This window comes from Nioella sp. (assembly GCF_964229645.1).
Lineage (GTDB): Bacteria > Pseudomonadota > Alphaproteobacteria > Rhodobacterales > Rhodobacteraceae > Nioella.
The window spans coordinates 1-17,836 of record NZ_CAXREX010000050.1 but is presented as its reverse complement, the minus strand read 5'-3'; the positions used below and the strand labels follow the sequence as shown (position 1 = coordinate 17,836).

The 17,836-nt window shown below is 66.4% G+C and carries 19 protein-coding genes and 1 pseudogene; 10 read left to right on the top strand and 10 right to left on the bottom strand.

Going from position 1 to position 17,836, the window contains the following annotated elements; genetic code table 11:
* The coding region (gene nth / locus ACEQXV_RS03365; RefSeq protein WP_370267894.1) for an endonuclease III at positions 1 to 555 on the bottom strand (555 nt) is incomplete at its 3' end.
* 110 nt (positions 556 to 665) lie between these two features.
* Here nth and ACEQXV_RS03360 point away from each other — a divergent pair.
* Entirely contained in the window at positions 666 to 1,520 is an 855-nt protein-coding gene (locus tag ACEQXV_RS03360; RefSeq protein WP_370254772.1) for a methylated-DNA--[protein]-cysteine S-methyltransferase, read from the top strand.
* Here the strand turns inward: ACEQXV_RS03360 and ACEQXV_RS03355 are convergent.
* Positions 1,517 to 3,382: a cation:proton antiporter gene (locus tag ACEQXV_RS03355; protein WP_370267892.1), complete on the bottom strand. Its 1,866-nt coding sequence runs from the start codon at positions 3,380 to 3,382 to the stop codon at positions 1,517 to 1,519. The two genes, ACEQXV_RS03360 and ACEQXV_RS03355, sit on opposite strands and share 4 nt — an antisense overlap.
* Before the next feature lie 204 nt (positions 3,383 to 3,586).
* Between ACEQXV_RS03355 and ACEQXV_RS03350 the strand changes: the two genes are divergently transcribed.
* Together ACEQXV_RS03350 and ACEQXV_RS03345 are read left to right on the top strand one after the other, a co-directional pair.
* Complete coding sequence (locus ACEQXV_RS03350; RefSeq protein WP_370267891.1) at positions 3,587 to 4,243, top strand: OmpA family protein; 657 nt, start codon at positions 3,587 to 3,589, stop codon at positions 4,241 to 4,243.
* Positions 4,244 to 4,311: 68 nt separating this feature from the next.
* A pseudogene (locus tag ACEQXV_RS03345) lies at positions 4,312 to 4,521 on the top strand (FadR/GntR family transcriptional regulator); the annotation flags it as partial.
* Positions 4,522 to 4,526: 5 nt separating this feature from the next.
* Here ACEQXV_RS03345 and ACEQXV_RS03340 read toward each other — a convergent pair.
* Positions 4,527 to 4,571 carry an LPKTxAVK-anchored surface protein gene (locus ACEQXV_RS03340; RefSeq protein WP_227434910.1) on the bottom strand — a complete coding sequence of 15 codons (45 nt, stop codon included), beginning with the start codon at positions 4,569 to 4,571 and terminating at the stop codon, positions 4,527 to 4,529.
* Positions 4,572 to 4,602: 31 nt separating this feature from the next.
* Between ACEQXV_RS03340 and ACEQXV_RS03335 the strand changes: the two genes are divergently transcribed.
* Positions 4,603 to 5,079, top strand: a complete 477-nt coding sequence (locus tag ACEQXV_RS03335) for an FCD domain-containing protein (RefSeq protein ID WP_370267895.1) — start codon at positions 4,603 to 4,605, stop codon at positions 5,077 to 5,079.
* Positions 5,080 to 5,144: 65 nt separating this feature from the next.
* Here the strand turns inward: ACEQXV_RS03335 and ACEQXV_RS03330 are convergent, their stop codons facing one another.
* Positions 5,145 to 6,368 (bottom strand): mandelate racemase/muconate lactonizing enzyme family protein, encoded by a 1,224-nt coding sequence (locus tag ACEQXV_RS03330; protein ID WP_370254778.1) that lies wholly within the window; start codon positions 6,366 to 6,368, stop codon positions 5,145 to 5,147.
* A 70-nt stretch (positions 6,369 to 6,438) separates the two neighbouring features.
* Between ACEQXV_RS03330 and ACEQXV_RS03325 the strand changes: the two genes are divergently transcribed.
* Positions 6,439 to 6,879 (top strand): GNAT family N-acetyltransferase, encoded by a 441-nt coding sequence (locus ACEQXV_RS03325; RefSeq protein WP_370254780.1) that lies wholly within the window; start codon positions 6,439 to 6,441, stop codon positions 6,877 to 6,879.
* Here ACEQXV_RS03325 and ACEQXV_RS03320 read toward each other — a convergent pair.
* Positions 6,876 to 7,970 (bottom strand): Zn-dependent alcohol dehydrogenase, encoded by a 1,095-nt coding sequence (locus ACEQXV_RS03320; RefSeq protein WP_370254782.1) that lies wholly within the window; start codon positions 7,968 to 7,970, stop codon positions 6,876 to 6,878. The two genes, ACEQXV_RS03325 and ACEQXV_RS03320, sit on opposite strands and share 4 nt — an antisense overlap.
* Before the next feature lie 377 nt (positions 7,971 to 8,347).
* Here ACEQXV_RS03320 and pcaD point away from each other — a divergent pair, with 377 nt between their 5' ends.
* The 3 genes from pcaD to ACEQXV_RS03305 are packed head-to-tail and all read left to right on the top strand — an operon-like array spanning position 8,348 to position 11,680.
* Positions 8,348 to 9,145 carry a 3-oxoadipate enol-lactonase gene (gene pcaD / locus ACEQXV_RS03315; protein WP_370267888.1) on the top strand — a complete coding sequence of 266 codons (798 nt, stop codon included), beginning with the start codon at positions 8,348 to 8,350 and terminating at the stop codon, positions 9,143 to 9,145.
* A complete protein-coding gene (locus ACEQXV_RS03310; protein WP_370250981.1) occupies positions 9,142 to 10,470 on the top strand; it encodes a lyase family protein in 1,329 nt (442 codons plus the stop codon). The genes pcaD and ACEQXV_RS03310 overlap by 4 nt, the downstream gene beginning before the upstream one ends.
* Positions 10,463 to 11,680 (top strand): TCR/Tet family MFS transporter, encoded by a 1,218-nt coding sequence (locus ACEQXV_RS03305; RefSeq protein ID WP_370250980.1) that lies wholly within the window; start codon positions 10,463 to 10,465, stop codon positions 11,678 to 11,680. The genes ACEQXV_RS03310 and ACEQXV_RS03305 overlap by 8 nt, the downstream gene beginning before the upstream one ends.
* Here the strand turns inward: ACEQXV_RS03305 and ACEQXV_RS03300 are convergent.
* The 3 genes from ACEQXV_RS03300 to ACEQXV_RS03290 are packed head-to-tail and all read right to left on the bottom strand — an operon-like array spanning position 11,677 to position 14,188.
* Positions 11,677 to 12,660, bottom strand: coding sequence for a threonine/serine dehydratase (locus ACEQXV_RS03300; RefSeq protein ID WP_370250979.1), 984 nt, complete (start codon positions 12,658 to 12,660; stop codon positions 11,677 to 11,679). The two genes, ACEQXV_RS03305 and ACEQXV_RS03300, sit on opposite strands and share 4 nt — an antisense overlap.
* Positions 12,657 to 13,502 carry an alpha/beta fold hydrolase gene (locus ACEQXV_RS03295; protein WP_370267887.1) on the bottom strand — a complete coding sequence of 282 codons (846 nt, stop codon included), beginning with the start codon at positions 13,500 to 13,502 and terminating at the stop codon, positions 12,657 to 12,659. Before ACEQXV_RS03295 ends, ACEQXV_RS03300 begins: the two co-directional genes overlap by 4 nt.
* Entirely contained in the window at positions 13,502 to 14,188 is a 687-nt protein-coding gene (locus ACEQXV_RS03290; protein WP_370267885.1) for a haloacid dehalogenase type II, read from the bottom strand. The genes ACEQXV_RS03295 and ACEQXV_RS03290 overlap by 1 nt, the downstream gene beginning before the upstream one ends.
* A 191-nt stretch (positions 14,189 to 14,379) precedes the next feature.
* Here ACEQXV_RS03290 and ACEQXV_RS03285 point away from each other — a divergent pair, with 191 nt between their 5' ends.
* Positions 14,380 to 14,808 (top strand): peptidylprolyl isomerase, encoded by a 429-nt coding sequence (locus ACEQXV_RS03285; protein ID WP_370250976.1) that lies wholly within the window; start codon positions 14,380 to 14,382, stop codon positions 14,806 to 14,808.
* Positions 14,809 to 14,879: 71 nt separating this feature from the next.
* Here ACEQXV_RS03285 and ACEQXV_RS03280 read toward each other — a convergent pair whose 3' ends face one another.
* Both ACEQXV_RS03280 and ACEQXV_RS03275 read right to left on the bottom strand, forming a co-directional pair.
* The gene (locus ACEQXV_RS03280; RefSeq protein WP_370250975.1) at positions 14,880 to 15,668 is read right to left on the bottom strand and encodes an enoyl-ACP reductase; all 789 of its coding nucleotides are present in this window, start codon (positions 15,666 to 15,668) and stop codon (positions 14,880 to 14,882) included.
* 6 nt (positions 15,669 to 15,674) lie between these two features.
* Positions 15,675 to 16,904 (bottom strand): beta-ketoacyl-ACP synthase II, encoded by a 1,230-nt coding sequence (locus ACEQXV_RS03275; RefSeq protein WP_370267883.1) that lies wholly within the window; start codon positions 16,902 to 16,904, stop codon positions 15,675 to 15,677.
* 252 nt (positions 16,905 to 17,156) lie between these two features.
* Here ACEQXV_RS03275 and ACEQXV_RS03270 point away from each other — a divergent pair, with 252 nt between their 5' ends.
* The gene (locus tag ACEQXV_RS03270; protein ID WP_370267882.1) at positions 17,157 to 17,675 is read left to right on the top strand and encodes a GNAT family N-acetyltransferase; all 519 of its coding nucleotides are present in this window, start codon (positions 17,157 to 17,159) and stop codon (positions 17,673 to 17,675) included.
* The last annotated feature ends 161 nt before the right edge of the window (positions 17,676 to 17,836 follow it).

Genomic DNA, 17,836 nt, shown 5'->3' with positions numbered 1-17,836 from the left:
CAGGATCAGCCAGTGATGGGCGTGCTGCTGGAATTCGACCGGGATATTGTCTTCGATGGCGCGCTCCACCGCATCCACGTCCTTGCCGGGACAGATGCCCGAGCGGTTGCCGACACGGAAGATATGCGTATCCACCGCCTGCGCCGGGTAGCGCCACCACATGTTCAGGACCACGTTCGCGGTCTTGCGCCCCACGCCAGGCAGCGATTGCAGCGCCGCACGGCTGGAGGGCACCTCGCCGCCATACTCCTCGACAAGGATACGGCTCAGCTTCATCACGTTCTTGGCCTTGTTGCGATAAAGGCCAATGGTCTTGATGTGCTCGATAAGGGCGTCTTCCCCAAGATCGAGCATCTTTTGCGGGGTATCTACGATCTCGAACAGCTTCGCCGTCGCCTTGTTCACGCCGACATCCGTGGCCTGCGCGGACAGCGCTACCGCCACCAGCAGGGTGTAGGCATTGGTGTGGTTCAGTTCGCCCTTGGGTTCCGGCTCGGCGGCCTGGAACCGGGTGAAGATCTCGTGGATCGTGTGATAGGGCAATTGCTTGGCCATGCCGGCGGTATGGCCCGCAGCGCCACGGGTGGCAAGCCCCCGATAAAGCGCAGGTTTCGGGTCGCCCCGTCAGGGTTGCACGGCTACATCAGGGGCAGGAGACTACCATCATGACCCCGCCCGACGAATCCGCCTACCACTACAACGTCATCCGCCGCGCGCTCGACGTGATCGACGCGGCCCCCGGCCCCGGCCCGTCGCTGGAAGATCTGGCGCAGCGCCTTGGCATGAGTCCCGCGCATCTGCAGCGCGTGTTTTCGAGGTGGGTGGGCGTCAGCCCGAAACGCTACCAGCAATACCTGACGCTCGACCACGCAAGGCACCTGCTGCGCGACCGGTTCACGACGCTGGCCACGGCGGACGAGGTCGGGCTGTCCGGTTCTGGCCGGTTGCACGATCTGTTCCTGACATGGGAAGCGATGAGCCCCGGCGACTACGCCCGTGGCGGTGCGGGGCTGGAGGTCTTCTGGGGCTGGTATGAAAGCCCGTTCGGACCGGCGCTCATCATGGGCACCGACAAGGGCATCTGCGGCATTGCCTTTGCCGCTGAAACCGGGCCCGAGGCGGCGATGGAAGACATGCTGTCCCGCTGGCCCCATGCGGCCTTTACCGAAGACCCGATGGCGCTGAAACCCTGGGCCGATGCGGCCTTCGGGGCGGCAGGGGGCGAGGCGCGGCTCTACCTCATCGGGGCGCCCTTCCAGATCAAGGTCTGGGAAGCGCTCTTGCGCATCCCCTCGGGCCACGTGACCACCTATTCGGAAATCGCAAGCGCAGTGGGCAACCCCAAGGCCGTGCGCGCCGTGGGCACCGCCGTGGGGCGCAACCCGATCAGCTGGCTCATTCCCTGCCACCGGGCGCTGCGCAAGTCGGGCGGGCTTGGCGGCTATCACTGGGGGCTTCCTGTCAAACGCGCCATGCTGGCCTGGGAAGCGGCCGGGGAAGAGGCGCGCGACAGCGCTTAACCGCCTTCGCGTATCCGGGTCATCTCGGCGCTCAGGGCCTGCTCGAATTCCTCTCGGAACTCGGCGACCCTTGCGACATAGGCCTCGTTTTCATGGGGCGGAATGTCCAGCCGGTGCACATCCGCCACCTTCAGCATCGCCTCGCGGTCGCTGGCGTTGAAGGCACCGATCATGGCGTCGGACCGGGCCCGGTCGAGCCCGAAGGCTTCGATCACCGAGCGGCCCATGCGCAGGCTGCTGTCATAGGTTTCGCGGATGATGTCACGGCACCCGTGTTGCCAGAGGTCATAGACATGGTCACGGTCGATGGCGCGCGCGATCACGTGGACGTTGGGATAGGTCGAGGTCACGTGATGCACGATCTGGGTGATCCCTTCACGGTCGTCGATGGCCACCACCAGAACCCGCGCCTCGGCGATGCCAGCCGCATGCAGCAGGTCGGGCCGGGTCGCATCCCCGAAATAGGTGCGCATCCCGAAGCGCGCCATGATATCGAGCCTTCGCGAGGAATAGTCGATCACCGTGGTCTGGTAACCCGCCGCACGCACGATCCGGTCGATCAGCCCGCCGACCCTGCCTGCGCCCGCGATGATGACATGCGAGCCTTCGGGCATCTCGTCGGCCTCGCGTTCCTGTTCGGCGGTGTAGCGCGGGCGGATCACCTGTTCGTAGAGGATAAAGAGCGCAGGGGTCAGCAGCATCGACAAGGCCACCACCAGCAATAGCTGATCGGCCAGGGCCGCCGGGATTACCGCATTGGCCACGGTGAAAGACAGCAGCACGAAGCCGAACTCACCCGCCTGCGCAAGACCGAGGGCAAAGAGCCACTTGTCCGCCCCGCGCAGCCGGAAGGCATAGGCCAGCACCAGCAGCACCGCGACCTTCAGCGCCATCAGCCCAAGCGTCAGAACCAGGGTCGTGACCAGGTTGTCAAAGAGCAGGGCGAAGTTGATCCCTGCCCCAACGGTCATGAAAAAGAGCCCCAGCAACAGGCCTCGGAACGGGTCGATATCGCTTTCCAGCTCGTGCCTGTAGGGTGAATTGGCCAGCACCACGCCCGCAAGAAATGTGCCAAGCGCAGGCGAGAGGCCGACAAGTGACATCAGAAGCGCGATCCCCACCACCATCATCAGCGCGGTCGCGGTGAAAAGCTCGCGCAGGTTGGCCACCGAGATGAAGCGGAAAATCGGGGTCGTCAGGTAGTTGCCGCCTGCCACCACGGCACCGACGGCCCCAAGGGTGACCAGCGCCGTCTGCCAGCCTGACAACCCGTCGACAAGGCTCAGCCCGGGACCGTGGCCGTCCTCGTCGGCATGGGCGGCGCCGTGGCTCAGCGACTCGACCAGCTCCGGCATGGCCAGAAGCGGGATGAAGGCCAGCATCGGGATAACCGCGATATCCTGTGTCAGCAGCACCGCGAAGGACGACTGCCCGCCATCCGAGCGCATCAGCCCCTTCTCGTTCAGGGTCTGCAGCACGATTGCCGTCGAAGACAGCGCAAAGACGAGTCCGATGGCCAAAGACACGCCGATTGGCTGACCCAGGATCATCGCCACTGCCATGACGCCCGCCGTGGTCAGCCCGATCTGTCCGCCACCCAGCCCCAGAAGCTGCGCCCGCATCGACCACAGGTTCTTAGGCTCCAGTTCCAGCCCGACCAGGAAGAGCATCATGACCACGCCGAATTCCGCGAAATGCTGGATCGAGATCACGTCCACATGCAGAAGCGCCAGAACCGGGCTGATCAGGATACCCGCGATGAGGTAGCCCAGGACCGACCCAAGCCCGAGCTTGGAGGCAATCGGGACGGACACGACGCCCGCAACCAGGAAGATGAAGGCCAGCAGAAGAAAATCGGTCATTGTTGTCGTCCCCCGTTCGCGCCTGGTGACGGTAGGGCATCACAGGGGGAATGCAACTTTCGATAGGTGCGCAGATGCACAAGACGGCTTGGCATATTTTCGCCGGAAAACAAGTTACCCCTGCCCGTGCGCGAAAGCGCTGTTATAGTCCCCTTCGAAAAGCCCGCGAAAGACCGGGCCTGTTGATTGAGAAAGGCAGACCTCATGAACAACCGCACACGTCTCGTTTCCCTTGGCCTGATCTCCGTTCTCGGCCTTACGGCCTGTGAGCCCGCCTACCTTCAGGACCCCAACCAGAACCGCACCCGTGACGGGGCGATCATGGGCGGGATGCTGGGCGGTTTCCTTGGCGCGATTTCCAGCGATAACAACCGGGGCCGGAACGCGGTTCTCGGGGCGGCGGCGGGCGCGGCTCTTGGTGGGGCCATCGGCTATTCGCTCGATCAGCAGGCCGCCGATCTGCGCGCCTCGATGGCCAACCAGGACATCTCGATCGTGAACCGGGGCGATCACCTGATGGTCACCATGCCCGAGGGGATTCTCTTCGACACCGACAGCGCCGCGATCCGTGCGGGCCTTCAGGCCGACCTGCGCGCAATGGCCCGCAACCTCCAGGAATACCGCACCTCCACAGTCGACGTGATCGGCCACACCGACAACACCGGGTCGGCGGAATACAACCAGGATCTGTCAGCCCGTCGCGCCAGCGCCGTTGCCGGGGTTCTTCTGGAAGCCGGCGTCGACCCCGCCCGCGTGCGCAGCTTCGGCCGCGGTGAGAATGAACCGGTCGCCACCAACCTGACCCCGGAAGGGCGTCAACAGAACCGCCGCGTGGAAATCATCATTCGCCCGGTCGAGTAAGAACACGCTTTCTCTGGACTTCCCCTGATCTGGTCATTTAACCTGACCAATCAGAGGGAGGTCCGCGCATGCCATTCCAACGTATCGACGCCGAGAAGCTGTCGCAGTCGGTTGTTCGCCAGATCGAGCAGCTGATCCTGCGGGGAATTCTGCGCCCCGGCGAGCGTCTGCCGTCCGAGCGGGAACTGTCGGAGCGCCTTGGCGTGTCGCGCCCCTCGCTGCGCGAAGCGATCTCGGAATTGCAGGAACGCGGGCTTCTGACGACCCGCGCCGGCGCGGGTATCTACGTGGCCGACGTTCTGGGCAGCGCCTTTTCCCCTGCCCTGATCCGGCTCTTTGCCGCCCACGATCAGGCGGTGATGGATTACATCAGCTTCCGCCGCGACCTTGAAGGCGTGGCCGCGGCGCGGGCGGCAGAGGCGGGGACCGAGACCGATCTCAAGGTCATCGACACCCTCTTTCGCAAGATGGAAGTGGCCCACAACAAGCGCAACCCGGCCGACGAGGCGGAGCTCGACGCGCAGTTTCACCTGGCCATCATCGAGGCCAGCCATAACGTGATCATGCTGCACATGATGCGCTCGATGTTCGACCTGCTCAAAGAGGGCGTGTTCTACAACCGCCAGATCATGTTCAAGCAGCGCAACACGCGCGACATCCTGCTGGAACATCACCGTGCCATGAACGAAGCCATCCAGGCGCGCGATCCCGAGGCCGCACGAGAAGCCGTCAACCTGCATCTGACCTTCGTGGAAGAGGCGCTGGACCTGCAGCACAAGATCGCCAAGAACGAAGAAATCGCCAAGCTGCGCTACGCCCACGAACAGGAACGCTAAGGGTCAGGATCGGCGGGCGCTCGGTCGCCCGAGCGCGGCAGGCGACCCTTCGGGTCGCATCCCAATTATTCCGGCGAGCCCCCCGCAAAGGCGTTGCCGTTCTGCCAGTCGCAGGCTGCGTCCTGCATTTCCAGGTGCAGCCCGGCGCGGTCACAGGGATGGGCGCGGGCGAGGTCCTCGTTGAACGCGATCCCCAGCCCCGGTCCGTCGGGCGCCGTGACGAACCCGTTCTCGACCTTGATCGTGCCGCCAATGAGATCGCGGTGGAACTCGGTCTCGATCGTCTCGACCAGCAGAAGGTTCGGGCAGGTCGTGCCAAGGTGGATATTGGCCGCCCATTCCACGGGGCCGGCATAGAGGTGGGGCGCGATCTGCGCGCCGAAGGTTTCGGCCAGCGTGGCGATCTTCTTGCCCTCCCAGATGCCGCCCGCCCGGCCAAGCGCCGGTTGCAGGATCGTGGCCGCACCTGCGCGCAGCACATCGGCGAACTCGGCCTTGGTGGTCAGCCGCTCACCCGTGGCGACCGGAATGCGTACCGCGCGGGCGACCTCTGCCATGGCGGCATGATTGTCGGGGGGGGTCGGTTCTTCGAACCAGAGCGGGCTGTAGGGTTCCAGCGCCTGCCCGAGCCGGATCGCGCCGCCGGGGGTGAACTGGCCATGGGTGCCGAAGAGCAGGTCGGCCTTGTCGCCCACGGCCTCGCGGATCGCCTTGCAGAAAGCCACGGACCGCGTGATGTCGGACATGGCGGGCATATGGCCGCCGCGCATCGTGTAGGGGCCTGCCGGGTCGAACTTCACCGCCGTGTAGCCGCGCGCGACGCAGTCGGCGGCGGCCTCTGCCGCCATCTCGGGCGAAATCCAGAACTCCGTCGGGTGATGATGGGCCAGCGGATAGAGGTAGGTATAGGCCCTCAGCCGCTCGTTCATCTTGCCGCCGATCAAGGCCCAGACCGGGCGGTTGCGCGCCTTGCCCAGAATGTCCCAACAGGCGATTTCCAGCCCCGCATAGGCGCCCATCACCGTCAGGTCGGGCCGCTGCGTGAAGCCCGAGGAATAGGTTCGGCGGAAGATGCGTTCGATGTTCTCGGGGCTTTCGCCCTCGAAATAGCGCTGGAACACGTCCGCGATGACGGCGCGCATCGCCTCCGGCCCCACCGAGGACGCATAGCATTCGCCATAGCCCGTGATCCCGCAGGCGGTGGTCAGCTTCGGCACGATCCAGTAGCGCCCGCCCATGCCGGGGTTGGGCGGAGCAATGACGAAAATTTCCAGGTCGGCCAGCTTCATGCACCTGCTCCCTAAGCTTTTCTTGCGCAACCCTGCCCTGCCCGGCACGCTCGGACAAGCAGGGTCTGTCATGGATGCTATTGAAATTCGTCGTCTCGGATTGCTGGATGCCGACCTGGTCCTGTCTGTCCGCGACGGGGTGTTCGACGGGCCGGTCCGCCCGGACCAGGTAGCGCGCAAGCTGACCGCGCCGGGCCAGGTGCTGGTTGGGGCGCTTGCCGAAGAAGGACTGGTCGGGATGGCGTCCGGTGCGGTGGTGCTGATGCCGGACAAGGCGCCCAGCTTCTACCTCGATGAAATCGGCGTGCACCGGGACTGGCGGCGGCGCGGGATCGGGATGGCCCTTGGCCGGGCGGTGCTGGAAGAGGCGCGCGCGCTCGGATGCGCGGGGGTATGGCTGGCCACAGAGGCGGACAACGCCCCCGCCCGCGCGCTCTATGCGCGGCTTGGCGCAGAGGCGCAGTCCGGGGTTGTCGTCTACAGCTGGGACCTGGGCACCGGCGCGGCCTAGTCGGTATCGCCGAGCAGAATCACGTTGCGCCGGGCATGGCCGGTCTTGGTGTCGGCGATGGCCTCGTTGATCTGGTCGAGCCGCCAGCGATTCGAGATGAGCTCGTCCAGCTTCAGGCGGCCCTGGCCATACATGTCGACCATCCAGGGGATGTCGCGCGGCAGGACCGCATCGCCCATCTTGGACCCTTTCATGCCCTGCCCGACGGCGGCGATGATGACGGGTTCGTATTCCGCCATCGCCCCGCTATGGGGCATGCCGACAGCATACATCATGCCGCCACGCGCCAGCAGGCGCAGGGATTGTTCATAGGCCGGGATCGCGCCCACGGTTACGAAAACCGCGTCCGCCATCTTGCCACCGGTGATTTCGGCCACCGCCTTCCAGGGTTTCGGATCGGTCGCGAGCACCCCGTCCGTCGCCCCGAAAGCCTTGGCGTCGTTCAATTTTTCCTCGGACATGTCCATCGCGATGATGCGCGCGGCCCCGGCGATGCGCGCACCCTGGATAGTGTTGAGCCCAACGCCGCCCGCGCCGATCACCACCACGTTCTGACCGGGTCGGACCTTGGCGGTATTGACCACGGCCCCCACACCGGTGATGACACCGCAGGCCAGCAGGCAGGCCACGTCGGAGGGCATCTCTTCGGCAAGAGGGGCGAGCTGGCTTTGATGGACGACCACGGCCTCGGCGAAGGCACCGCATTCCATGGCCTTGGTGGCAGGCGTGCCGTCGGCCAGGCGAATGGCAGGCTCCACGGGGGCGTTGCCGTCGCAGTAGACCGGCGCGCCGGAGGCGCAGGAACCGCAGGTTCCACAGGACTTGATGAGCGTGACCAGCACCTTGTCGCCCGGCTTGTAGGCGGTCACGCCGGGCCCCGTCGCCGTGACGCGACCGGCCGCCTCGTGGCCGTAGACGGCAGGCAGGTCGCCGCCCCATCCGCCGTCGATATAGGAGATGTCGGAATGGCAGATGGCCACCGCGTCGAGGCGCACCTCGAGCTCGCCCTGCCCCGGGGCGCGCAGGTCGATCTCTTCGATCTTCAGTGCCTCGCCGAACGCATGGCAGACTGCGGCTTTTACTCTGGTCATCCTGCGATTCCTCCCTCGCGTTGTTGCACCGAGACTGCGGGGCGCGGGCGCCCGGTTCAAGCCCCGGCAGCGGCATCGGGCGTGTTCCGTTGCGACATATCGGGCGGGAAAAGAGGGGGGTGCCATGCGTGCACCCCCCGTACACCCCCTGTACACCCCCGTGCAGACGAAACGCGGGTTTCGCCGCGCCTGCGGCGCGACGACCCGCGCGCGATCCGGCGCGGATCGCGGGGCGTTTTCCGCGCCGGAAACCGGTTGGGGGCGCTGCCCCCGACGCCTGGCGGCGTCGCCCCCGGAGTATTTCAGCCAAGAAGAAGGGGCGGGGTTGGGGGGGAGACGCTGCTGGCCGAAAAGGAGGCACGAGCGAGGAGGCGCAAATGGCACGGATCGAGACCGGGCAGATCGGGCTGAACGTGGTTGAGAGCGGTCCGGCGGATGGCGCGGCGGTTGTCTTTGCCGGGGCGCTTGGCACCGAGCTTGCGATCTGGGACGCGGTTTGGGCCCTGCTGCCGGACCGGTTTCGCCTGATCCGCTACGACATGCGCGGGCATGGCGAATCCGATTGCCCGGCCCCGCCCTATGCCATGGGCGCGCTGGTGCGCGATGCGGAGGCGCTGCTCGACCGGCTGGAGGTGCGAGACGCGGTCTTCGTCGGGCTTTCGGTCGGCGGGCTCGTGGCCCAGGGGCTGGCGGTCAAGCGCATGGACCAGCTGCGCGCGCTGGTCCTGTCGGGCACCGCACCCAAGATCGGCACCAAGGCCGGCTGGCAGGCCCGGATCGAGGCAGTGCGCACGGGCGGGATGGGCGCGATTTCCGACGCGTTGATGGCGCGGTGGTTTGCCCGCGGCTTCCGCGAAGCGGGTGGGGACGCGCCGATCCGCGCCATGGTGGAGCGGCAGGATCCGGAGGGCTATGCCGGGGTCTGCGCCGCCATTGCCGGGACCGACTTCATCACCCCCACCAGCGGCCTGCGCCTGCCCACCCTGGTGCTGGCAGGCACCGAGGACAGGGACACGCCGCCCGACCTCGTGCGCGAACTGGCCGACCTGATCCCCGGATCGCGCTTTGCGCTGCTTCGGGGAGCGGGCCATGTGCCATGCGTGGACTCTGCGGCGCTTTTCGCCGAAAACCTAACCCAGTTCCTTACCGCCATCGGCCACGGAGACGAGATATGAGCGTCAGCCCCTTCGACAGCGCGATGCTGCGCGACCTCTTCACCGATCGGGAGGTGGCGACGCTTTTCACCGATACCGCCGAGCTGCGGGCCATGCTGGTGGTCGAGGGGATGCTGGCAAAGGTGCAGGGCGCGCTTGGCGTGATCCCGTCCGGGAGTGCCGCTTTCATCCACCGCTCCTCGCTTGAGGTGCAGATCGACCCGGCGGGGCTGTCGGAGGCCACCGGGCAGAACGGCGTCTGCGTGCCCGCGCTGGTGGCCGCGTTCCGCAAGGAGATGGAGGCGCCCGAACACGCGCAATACGCCCATTGGGGGGCCACGTCGCAGGACATCATCGACACCGGGCTGGCCCTGCGCCTGCGGCAGGCGCTGGCGCTGATCGAGGCGCGGGGCGAGCGGATGACAAAAGCGCTGGCACGGCTGGCGGAGAGCCATGCCGAAACGCCTATGGTCGCGCGCACCTACGGGCAGACCGCCAACCCCACCAGTTTCGGCGCGGTGGCGGCAGCCTGGGGCTGGCCATGGCTGGCGCACAAGGAGCGGCTGGCTGCGCTTCGGCCCCGGCTGCTGGCAGTCACGCTGTCTGGCGCGGCGGGCACCGGTGCGGCCTTCGGACCCCTTGCGGCAGAAACGCGGGCCGGGCTGGCCGAGGCGCTGAAACTGGCCGATCCGGGCCGCAGCCTGCACTCCACCCGCGACCACGTGGCCGAGCTGGCGGCGTGGCTGGCGCTGGTGGCGGGCAGCTTCGGCAAGATGGGCGAAGACCTGATGGCGATGGCGCAAAGCGACGTGGGCGAACTGCGCTTCCGTGGCGCGGGCGAAAGCTCGACCATGCCGCAGAAACAGAACCCCGTGGGGGCCTCGGTGCTGATCGCGCTGGCACGCCACGTGCAGGCGTTGAACGGCGCGGTGCAGGGGGCCGCGCTCCATCGCCAGCAGCGCGACGGGGCGGCGTGGTTCACCGAATGGCTGAGCCTGCCCGCGATGGTGATGGGCGTGGCCAAGGGGCTGAGCGTGGCCGCAGACCTGGCCGAGACGCTGGAGCCGCAGGTCGCGCGCATGGCCGACAACCTCGACGATCCGCTTGGCCTGATCCATGCCGAGGCGCTGTCTTTCGCGCTGGCCGCGCATATGACCCGCCCCGAGGCACAGGCCGCCGTGAAGGCCGCCTGCAAGGAGGCGCTTTCCAGCGGCACGCCGCTGCTGAGCCTGCTGGAAACCGCGCATCCGGGCGTGGAACTGGCCGGGGTGACCGAGACGCTGACAGCGATGGGCGAAGCCCCTGCCGAAGCGCGGGCCTTCGCGCGTGCGGTGGGCCGTGACTGACCGTCTGCCGCTCTACTTCATCCTCGTGACCGTGGTGCTCGACGCCATGGGGATCGGGCTGATCATGCCTGTCATGCCGGACCTGATCCGCGAGGTGCAGCATGTGGCGCTGTCCGATGCCGCGGTCTGGGGCGGGGTCATGGCCGCCACCTTCGCCGTCATGCAATTCGTCTTCAGCCCGATCCTGGGCGGGCTGTCGGACCGGTTCGGGCGGCGGCCCGTGCTGCTGATCTCGATGGGGGCGCTGGCGCTGGATTACGTGATCATGGCGCTGGCGGGTTCGATCTGGTGGCTGCTGGCGGGCCGTGTCCTGGGCGGGATCACCTCGGCCACCCATTCCACGGCCAATGCCTATATGGCCGACATCACGAGGCCCGACGACCGGGCGGCGCGCTTTGGCCTGCTGTCGGCGGCCTTCGGGGTGGGCTTCGTGCTAGGGCCGATGCTGGGCGGGCTGCTGGCGGGGTTCGATACCCGCGCTCCCTTCTGGGTGGCCGCAGGGTTGGCGGCGGCGAATTTCACGCTAGGGCTGGTGGTGCTGCCGGAATCGCTGCCGGTCGGGAAACGCAGGGGGTTCGACTGGCGCCGGGCCAACCCGCTTGGCGGGCTGATGCAGATCGGGCAACTGCCGGGTCTGGGCTGGATGCTGCTGATGCTCTTTTTCTACAGCGTATCGGGCTATGTCTACCCGGCGGTCTGGGCCTATTACACGCAAGCCGCCTTTGGCTGGGACAGTAGCCTGGTGGGCCTGTCGCTGACGCTTTACGGGCTGTCGATGGTGGTGGTTCAGGCCGGGCTTGTCGGCCCGGTCATGGCGTGGCTGGGCGAGGTGCGGGTCATCCTGTGGGCGCTGGTGCTGGACCTCGCGGTGCTGGCGGCCTTCGCGCTGGCGGGCCAGGGCTGGATGGTCTGGGTTCTGACCCCGATCGCGGCCCTGGGCTCGATCGCGACCCCGGCCATCGCGGGCTACATGAGCCGCCGGGCCGGTGACGACCAGCAGGGCGAGTTGCAAGGCGTCATGGCCTCGGTCAACGCGCTGTCGATCATCGTGGCGCCGCTGGCGATGACGCAGGTGTTCTTCTGGTTCACGCGCGAGGGCGCGGCCGTGCAGTTCCCCGGCGCGCCTTTCGTGCTGGCGCTGGTGCTGATGGTGGTGGCCCTTGGGATGTTCCGGGCGGGGCTTCGGACGGGGGATGAGAGCGCCGGTTAGGCGCCCTCGCCGAACTCCTCCAGCACTTTCGCAAACAACGCGGCGTCCACGTTGCCGCCCGAGGCGACGGCAATGACCGCATCGCCCTCTACCGTTTCGGGATGAAAGAGCGCTGCCGCGAGCGCGATCGCACCGCCGGGTTCCAGCACCACCTTGAGCCGCGTGAAGGCCAGCGCCATGGCACGCAGGCAGTCGCGTTCGGGCACCACGATGCCGGGCCCGCAGAGCCGGTGCATGATCGGGAAGGTCATGTGTCCGGGCGAGGGCGTGATGATCGCGTCGCAGAGCGACCCGGAGCTGCGCGCGTTGCGCTCGATCTGACCGGACTTGAGCGAGCGGGCCACGTCGTCGAAGCCCTCGGGCTCCACGGGGCGGGTGCGCAGGCCGGGGGCGCGGGCCTCAAGCGCAAGCGCGATGCCCGATGTAAGCCCGCCACCGCCGCAGCAGACCAGCACATCGGCCGCGTCCACGCCCTCCTCGGCGGCCTGTTCGGCGATCTCCAGCCCCACAGTGCCCTGCCCCGCGATCACGTAAGGGTTGTCGAAGGGCTTGATGAGGCTCAGCCCCCGCTCTTCGGCCAGACGGGCGCCGATGGCGTCGCGGTCCTCGGTCGCGCGGTCATAGGTGATGACCTCGGCCCCGAGCGCGCGGGTATTGTCGATCTTCAGGCGGGGCGCGTCGGCGGGCATGATGATGACGGCGGGCGCGCCATGGAGCTTGGCGGCATAGGCCACCCCCTGCGCGTGGTTGCCCGAGGAAAAGGCGATGACGCCGCGCTTGCGCGTCTCGGGGTCGAGCGCAGAAACCGCCGACCAGCCGCCCCGGAACTTGAAGCTTCCGGTATGTTGCAGGGCCTCGGGCTTGACCAGCACGCGGCGGCCCGCGATCTCGTCCAGAAAGGGCGAGGACAGAAGCGGCGTGCGCCTTGCATGGCCCTTCAACCGGGCGGCGGCGGCGTCGATCATGGTGATGTCGGTCATGTCAGGCGATCCAGGAACTGGGTGATGACGGAGAGGCTTTCGGGTTCGTCGAGGAAGGGCACATGGCCCCGGTCGGCGACGTCGGCAAAGATCATGTCGGGGCGCATGGCGCGCATCCGCGCCGCCGTATCCGGCGACAGAAGGTCCGAGTTCGCGCCCCGGATGAGACCCACGGGCAACCCGTCGAGCGCTGCGAAGAGCGGCCAGAGATCGGGGGCCGGCTGGCCCTCGGCAGCCTGCATCTGCGCAAGGGTGGCGTCGCGCAGCTTGGGGTCGTAGCGCGGCGAGAGGCGGCCATCCTCGGCCACCTGCCAGACGCGTCGGATGTAATTGGCCCAGGTCGCGGGCGGCACATCGGGGAAGCGTTTGCCCATCCGTTTCGGCACCTCGCGCAGGGCGGTGTCGAAGTCGGGGTCCATCGGCGGCAGGCCGAGATAGCCCATGATGTAGGTCAGCCCTTCGGCCTCGATCACCGGGCCGATATCGTTGAAACAGACCCCTGCCAGCCGGTCCTTGGCCGTCGCGGCCAGCGTCATTGCCACCAGCCCGCCACGCGAGGTGCCCAGGATCGCGGCCTTGTCCAGCCCGAGGTGATCGAGAAGGCCGATCACGTCCTGGCTTTCCTGCACCACGTTGTAATGGCTGAAATCGGGGTCATGATCCGATGCGCCGCGGCCCCGGAAATCCATCCGGATGACCCGCGCGCGATGCGCGAAATGGTCCACCACGGGTTCGAAATCGTCCATGTTGCGCGTGAGCCCGGGCAGGCAGAGCAGCACCGGCCCCTCGCCTCGGTCGTCATAGGCCAGTTTCAGCCCGTCAGCGGCGGTGAAAAGAACCATCACAGGTCCCTGGCGATCTGGGGCACGGTGGTCAGGTCCGAGGCAATGCGGTCGGGCGCGTCGGGCAGGCGATCGAGCGGCTCGTGCGCGCGGTTGACCCACAGGACGCGGAAGCCGAAGGCGCGGGCCGAGGTCGCGTCCCACCCGTTGGACGAGACGAAGAGCACCTGTTCCCTGGCGCAGCCGAACCGGTCGGTCACCAGCTTGTAGACGCTGGCATCGGGCTTGAAGATCCCCACGCTTTCGACGCTGAGCACGTCGTCCAGCAGATCGCCGACCCCGGCGCTGTCAACCGCGCCGTTCAGCATCGGGGGCGACCCGTTCGACAGGATTGCGGTGTTGAGCCCCGCCGCCTTCAGCGCGGCCAGCATCGCGGGCACTTCGGGATAGGCTTCGAGGTTGAAATAGAGCCCCAGCAGACGTTCTCGCAGTTCCGCATCGGCCTGGCCCGTCTTTTCCAGCGCCCAATCCAGCCCGTCCTGCGTGACCTGCCAGAAATCCGTATGCTGGCCCGTGAGAGCCCGGATCCAGGTGTATTGGAGTTGCTTGGCGCGCCAATGGGTGGCGACCTCGGGCCAGACGGCTGCGAAGGCCTCCTGCCCAGGTTCGGCGGCCACGGCCCGGGCGGCGGCGTTCACGTCAAAGAGCGTGCCATAGGCGTCGAAGACACAGGTGGTGATGGTCATTGAGATCCCCCTTCGCGGCGCAGGTTTGCACAGGGGCACGGCGGGGGGAAGGCCCCCCACGCGCGGTTTGGCGGGGAATCCGGTTTACACCGGGGGTCAGGCTGATAGCCTAGGGCCACGCAATCGGAAGGATGGGCCGGGATGACCGTTGGCCCGCCCCGGAAAGTCACCCCCCGACACAGGATGAGTTCATGACAGAGGCCAAGAGCGGCAGCAAAGTCGCATTCCATTACACCGGCACGCTTGCGGATGGCAGCGTCTTCGACAGTTCCGAAGGACGCGATCCGCTGGCCTTCACCATGGGCCAGGGCCAGATCATCCCCGGCCTGGAAAAGGCCTTCGACGGCATGGCCGCGGGCGACGAGAAAACCGTGACCGTGCCTGCCGCCGAAGCCTATGGCGAGCATAACCCGCAGGCCGTTCAGCAGATCCCGCGCAGCGAGATTCCCGACAATATCCCGACCGAGCCGGGCACCCAGTTGCAGATGCAGGCCCCGAACGGGCAGGCGATCCCGGTCATGGTGACGGACGCAACCGACGAGCACATCACGCTCGACGCCAATCACCCGCTGGCGGGCAAGGACCTGACCTTCGCGGTCAAGATCGTTTCAGTGGACTGAAACGCCCGGCGGCACCCGCCGGGTGCCGCCACCGCCCCGCCGCGCAGGCGGGGCACGGGACCGGAGGCCCGTCAGAGGTTTTCCGGCTGCATCATTCCCAGAACGTGATAGCCGCCATCGACGGTGATGATCTCGCCGGTCGTGCAGGCTCCGTAATCGGAGGCCAGGTACACCGCCGTGCCGCCGATCGATTCCAGCGTGGCATTGTCGCGCAAGGGGGCGTTGTCGCGCGCGGTGGTGAAGGTCTTGCGCGCGCCCGAGATGGCCGCGCCTGCAAGCGTCTTCATCGGGCCCGGGCTGATCGCGTTCACGCGGATACCCTTCGGCCCCATGTCGTTGGCCAGGTAGCGCACCGAGCTTTCCAGCGCGGCCTTGGCCACGCCCATGACGTTGTAGAACGGCGTGACGCGGTTCGACCCCATATAGGTCAGCGTCAGGATCGTGCCGCCCTCGGTCATCAGCGGCTCGGCCCGGCGGGCCACGTCGATGAGCGAGTAGCAGGAGATCGTCAGCGAATTGCGGAAATTCTCACGCGAGGTGTCGATGAAGCGCCCCGCAAGCTCGTTCTTGTCGGAAAACGCGATGGCGTGGACCACGAAATCGAGCTTGCCCCAACGGGAAGCGATTTCTCCGAAACAGGCATCGAGCGAGGCGTCATCGGTTACGTCCACGTCGACCAGCAGGTCCGCGCCCACCTGGTCGGCCAGCGGCTTCACCCGTTTGCCAAAGGCCTCACCCTGGTAGGAAAAGGCCAGCTCCGCGCCCTCTTGATGCAGCGCCCGGGCAATGCCCCAGGCGATCGAACGGTCATTGGCAACGCCCATGACCAGCCCGCGTTTGCCCTTCATCAACTCAGCCATAGGAAATCACCCGTTATACCTGGACAGAAGCATCGACCCGTTGGTGCCGCCAAAGCCGAAGCTGTTGGTCATGACCGTATCGAGCCCGGCGCCGTCCACGTAGGCGGTGGCGATCTCGCCGGGGTTGATGCCCTCGGCCAGGGTCTCGACATTGATCGAGGGCGTGATGAAATCGCCCTTCAGCATCAGCAGGCAGAAGATCGCCTCCAGCGCCCCGGCCGCGCCTTGCGCGTGGCCCGTCATCGACTTGGTCGAACTGATCGGCGGCACGTTGCCTTCGCCGAAGACGCGGCGCACGGCCGCGACCTCGCCCACATCGCCCACCGGGGTCGAGGTGCCGTGGGCGTTGATGTAGCTGACGGTGCGGCCTTCGGGCAGGGATTGCAGCGCCAGGCGCATGGCCCGTTCGCCGCCCTCGCCGGAGGGGGCCACCATGTCATGCCCGTCGGACGTGGCCGCGAAACCCGTCACCTCGGCATAGATCGTGGCCCCGCGCGCGAGCGCATGATCGAGATCTTCCAGCACCACGATGCCGCCGCCGCCCGAAATCACGAACCCGTCGCGATCCTCGTCGAAGGCGCGGCTGGCCTTCTGGGGGTCGTCATTGCGCTTGGAGGACATCGCGCCCATGGCGTCGAAGAGGCAGGACAGCGTCCAGTCCAGTTCCTCGCCACCGCCGGCGAACATGATGTCCTGCTTGCCCATCATGATCTGTTCGGCCGCGTTGCCGATGCAGTGCAGGCTGGTCGAGCAGGCCGAGGTGCTCGAATAGTTGATGCCCTTGATCTTGAAGGCCGTGGCGAGGTTGGCCGAGATCGTGGACGACATGCACTTGGGCACCGCGAAGGGCCCGATGCGCTTGGTCGCGCCCGTCGACAGCACCGACTGGTGCGCGGTCAGCATGGCCGAGGTGGAAGGCCCACCCGACCCGGCCACGAGCCCCGTGCGCTCGTTCTGCACCTGCTCCTCGGAGAGGCCCGCATCGGCAATGGCCTGGGTCATGGCGATATGGGCATAGGCCGCGCCCGGCCCCATGAAGCGCAGGGCGCGCTTGTCCACATGCTCTTTCGGGTCGATCTTGATCGTTCCCGCGATCTGGCTGCGGAACCCGTGCTCGGCCATTTCGGGGCTGGCCTCGATGCCGGACTTGCCCGCCCGAAGGGAGGCGGTGACTTCCTCGGCATTGTTGCCGATCGAGGAGACGATCCCCAGACCCGTGACGACTACTCGGCGCATGTGGCCTCCCTTTATTGCTCTTGCCTTAGTAGGGCATTGCCGGGGGAAGGTGCAAGCGAGAGCGGTGGGGGCGTGGGAGGGGATGTGGCAAGGGCGGAGAACGGTCAGTCGCTGCTTCAACCCCAACGGTCGGCAATGCGGACGAAGTGGGTCTTTGCCGCGATCGTGCGAATGTCGGCTGCAAGTGCCCGCGCGATTGACTCTCGATCCCAAAGGCGGGCTTCATCCAGACTACCACTGGGAGGGGCTGGGATGACAGAAATAGCTATTCGGCTAGCAAGCAACAAAGACGATGTTCATGCCGCACGTGGGCTGTGTCGTGAATGGCTAGATTGGCACTGGAAAAACTACCCATCCGATTGGCCTAGAGGCGATGATCACCCCATGGACCCTGCCAGGTTCCAAGACATCCTGAATGACTTGCCCGATCTGCACAAACGACCGCTAGGTGGCATTCTTATTGCTTCAGTGAATGGCAAAGACTGTGGGTGTGTCATGTATAGCGAAGCAGCCCCTGGCACCGCTGAATTCAACCGAATGTTCGTAAGTGCCGATGGTCGTGGTCACGGTCTTGGCCGCAAATTGCTCGACCACATGTTCGAGCAGATGGCTATGGACGGTTACGCGCGCGTCTTCTTCTCGTCAGCCACGTTTTTGACCCATGCACGCTCGATGTATGAAACCGCTGGCTTTGTCCCAATGCCACACCCTGCAGGGTTTCCAAACGCGTGGCGTGACAGGGTCTACTTCATGCAACGTTCGCTTACCTGATCGCGCAAGCTGTTTGGATTTTCCTTCAGTCAATCTGGATAGTGCGAGCTTCCGTCAATCACATTGCCCCCGCAGATTTGGGCTCCAAGCGGCCATCCGCTGCGCCAACTGCGAACATCCGATCTGGGCCTTCACCGTCACCCCAACGAAAAAAGAGGCCC

Excerpts from the sequence above, each read along its gene's own strand:
- ACEQXV_RS03325 (WP_370254780.1), top strand. The coding sequence starts at position 6,439 with ATGGATGCTATTGAAATTCGTCGTCTCGGATTGCTGGATGCCGACCTG.
- ACEQXV_RS03270 (WP_370267882.1), top strand. The coding sequence starts at position 17,157 with ATGACAGAAATAGCTATTCGGCTAGCAAGCAACAAAGACGATGTTCAT.
- ACEQXV_RS03290 (WP_370267885.1), bottom strand. The coding sequence starts at position 14,188 with ATGACCATCACCACCTGTGTCTTCGACGCCTATGGCACGCTCTTTGAC.
- ACEQXV_RS03275 (WP_370267883.1), bottom strand. The coding sequence starts at position 16,904 with ATGCGCCGAGTAGTCGTCACGGGTCTGGGGATCGTCTCCTCGATCGGC.
- ACEQXV_RS03350 (WP_370267891.1), top strand. The coding sequence starts at position 3,587 with ATGAACAACCGCACACGTCTCGTTTCCCTTGGCCTGATCTCCGTTCTC.
- ACEQXV_RS03280 (WP_370250975.1), bottom strand. The coding sequence starts at position 15,668 with ATGGCTGAGTTGATGAAGGGCAAACGCGGGCTGGTCATGGGCGTTGCC.
- ACEQXV_RS03330 (WP_370254778.1), bottom strand. The coding sequence starts at position 6,368 with ATGAAGCTGGCCGACCTGGAAATTTTCGTCATTGCTCCGCCCAACCCC.
- ACEQXV_RS03355 (WP_370267892.1), bottom strand. The coding sequence starts at position 3,382 with ATGACCGATTTTCTTCTGCTGGCCTTCATCTTCCTGGTTGCGGGCGTC.
- ACEQXV_RS03300 (WP_370250979.1), bottom strand. The coding sequence starts at position 12,660 with ATGACCGACATCACCATGATCGACGCCGCCGCCGCCCGGTTGAAGGGC.
- ACEQXV_RS03360 (WP_370254772.1), top strand. The coding sequence starts at position 666 with ATGACCCCGCCCGACGAATCCGCCTACCACTACAACGTCATCCGCCGC.
- ACEQXV_RS03295 (WP_370267887.1), bottom strand. The coding sequence starts at position 13,502 with ATGGTTCTTTTCACCGCCGCTGACGGGCTGAAACTGGCCTATGACGAC.
- pcaD (WP_370267888.1), top strand. The coding sequence starts at position 8,348 with ATGGCACGGATCGAGACCGGGCAGATCGGGCTGAACGTGGTTGAGAGC.
- ACEQXV_RS03285 (WP_370250976.1), top strand. The coding sequence starts at position 14,380 with ATGACAGAGGCCAAGAGCGGCAGCAAAGTCGCATTCCATTACACCGGC.
- ACEQXV_RS03335 (WP_370267895.1), top strand. The coding sequence starts at position 4,603 with ATGGATTACATCAGCTTCCGCCGCGACCTTGAAGGCGTGGCCGCGGCG.
- ACEQXV_RS03310 (WP_370250981.1), top strand. The coding sequence starts at position 9,142 with ATGAGCGTCAGCCCCTTCGACAGCGCGATGCTGCGCGACCTCTTCACC.
- ACEQXV_RS03320 (WP_370254782.1), bottom strand. The coding sequence starts at position 7,970 with ATGACCAGAGTAAAAGCCGCAGTCTGCCATGCGTTCGGCGAGGCACTG.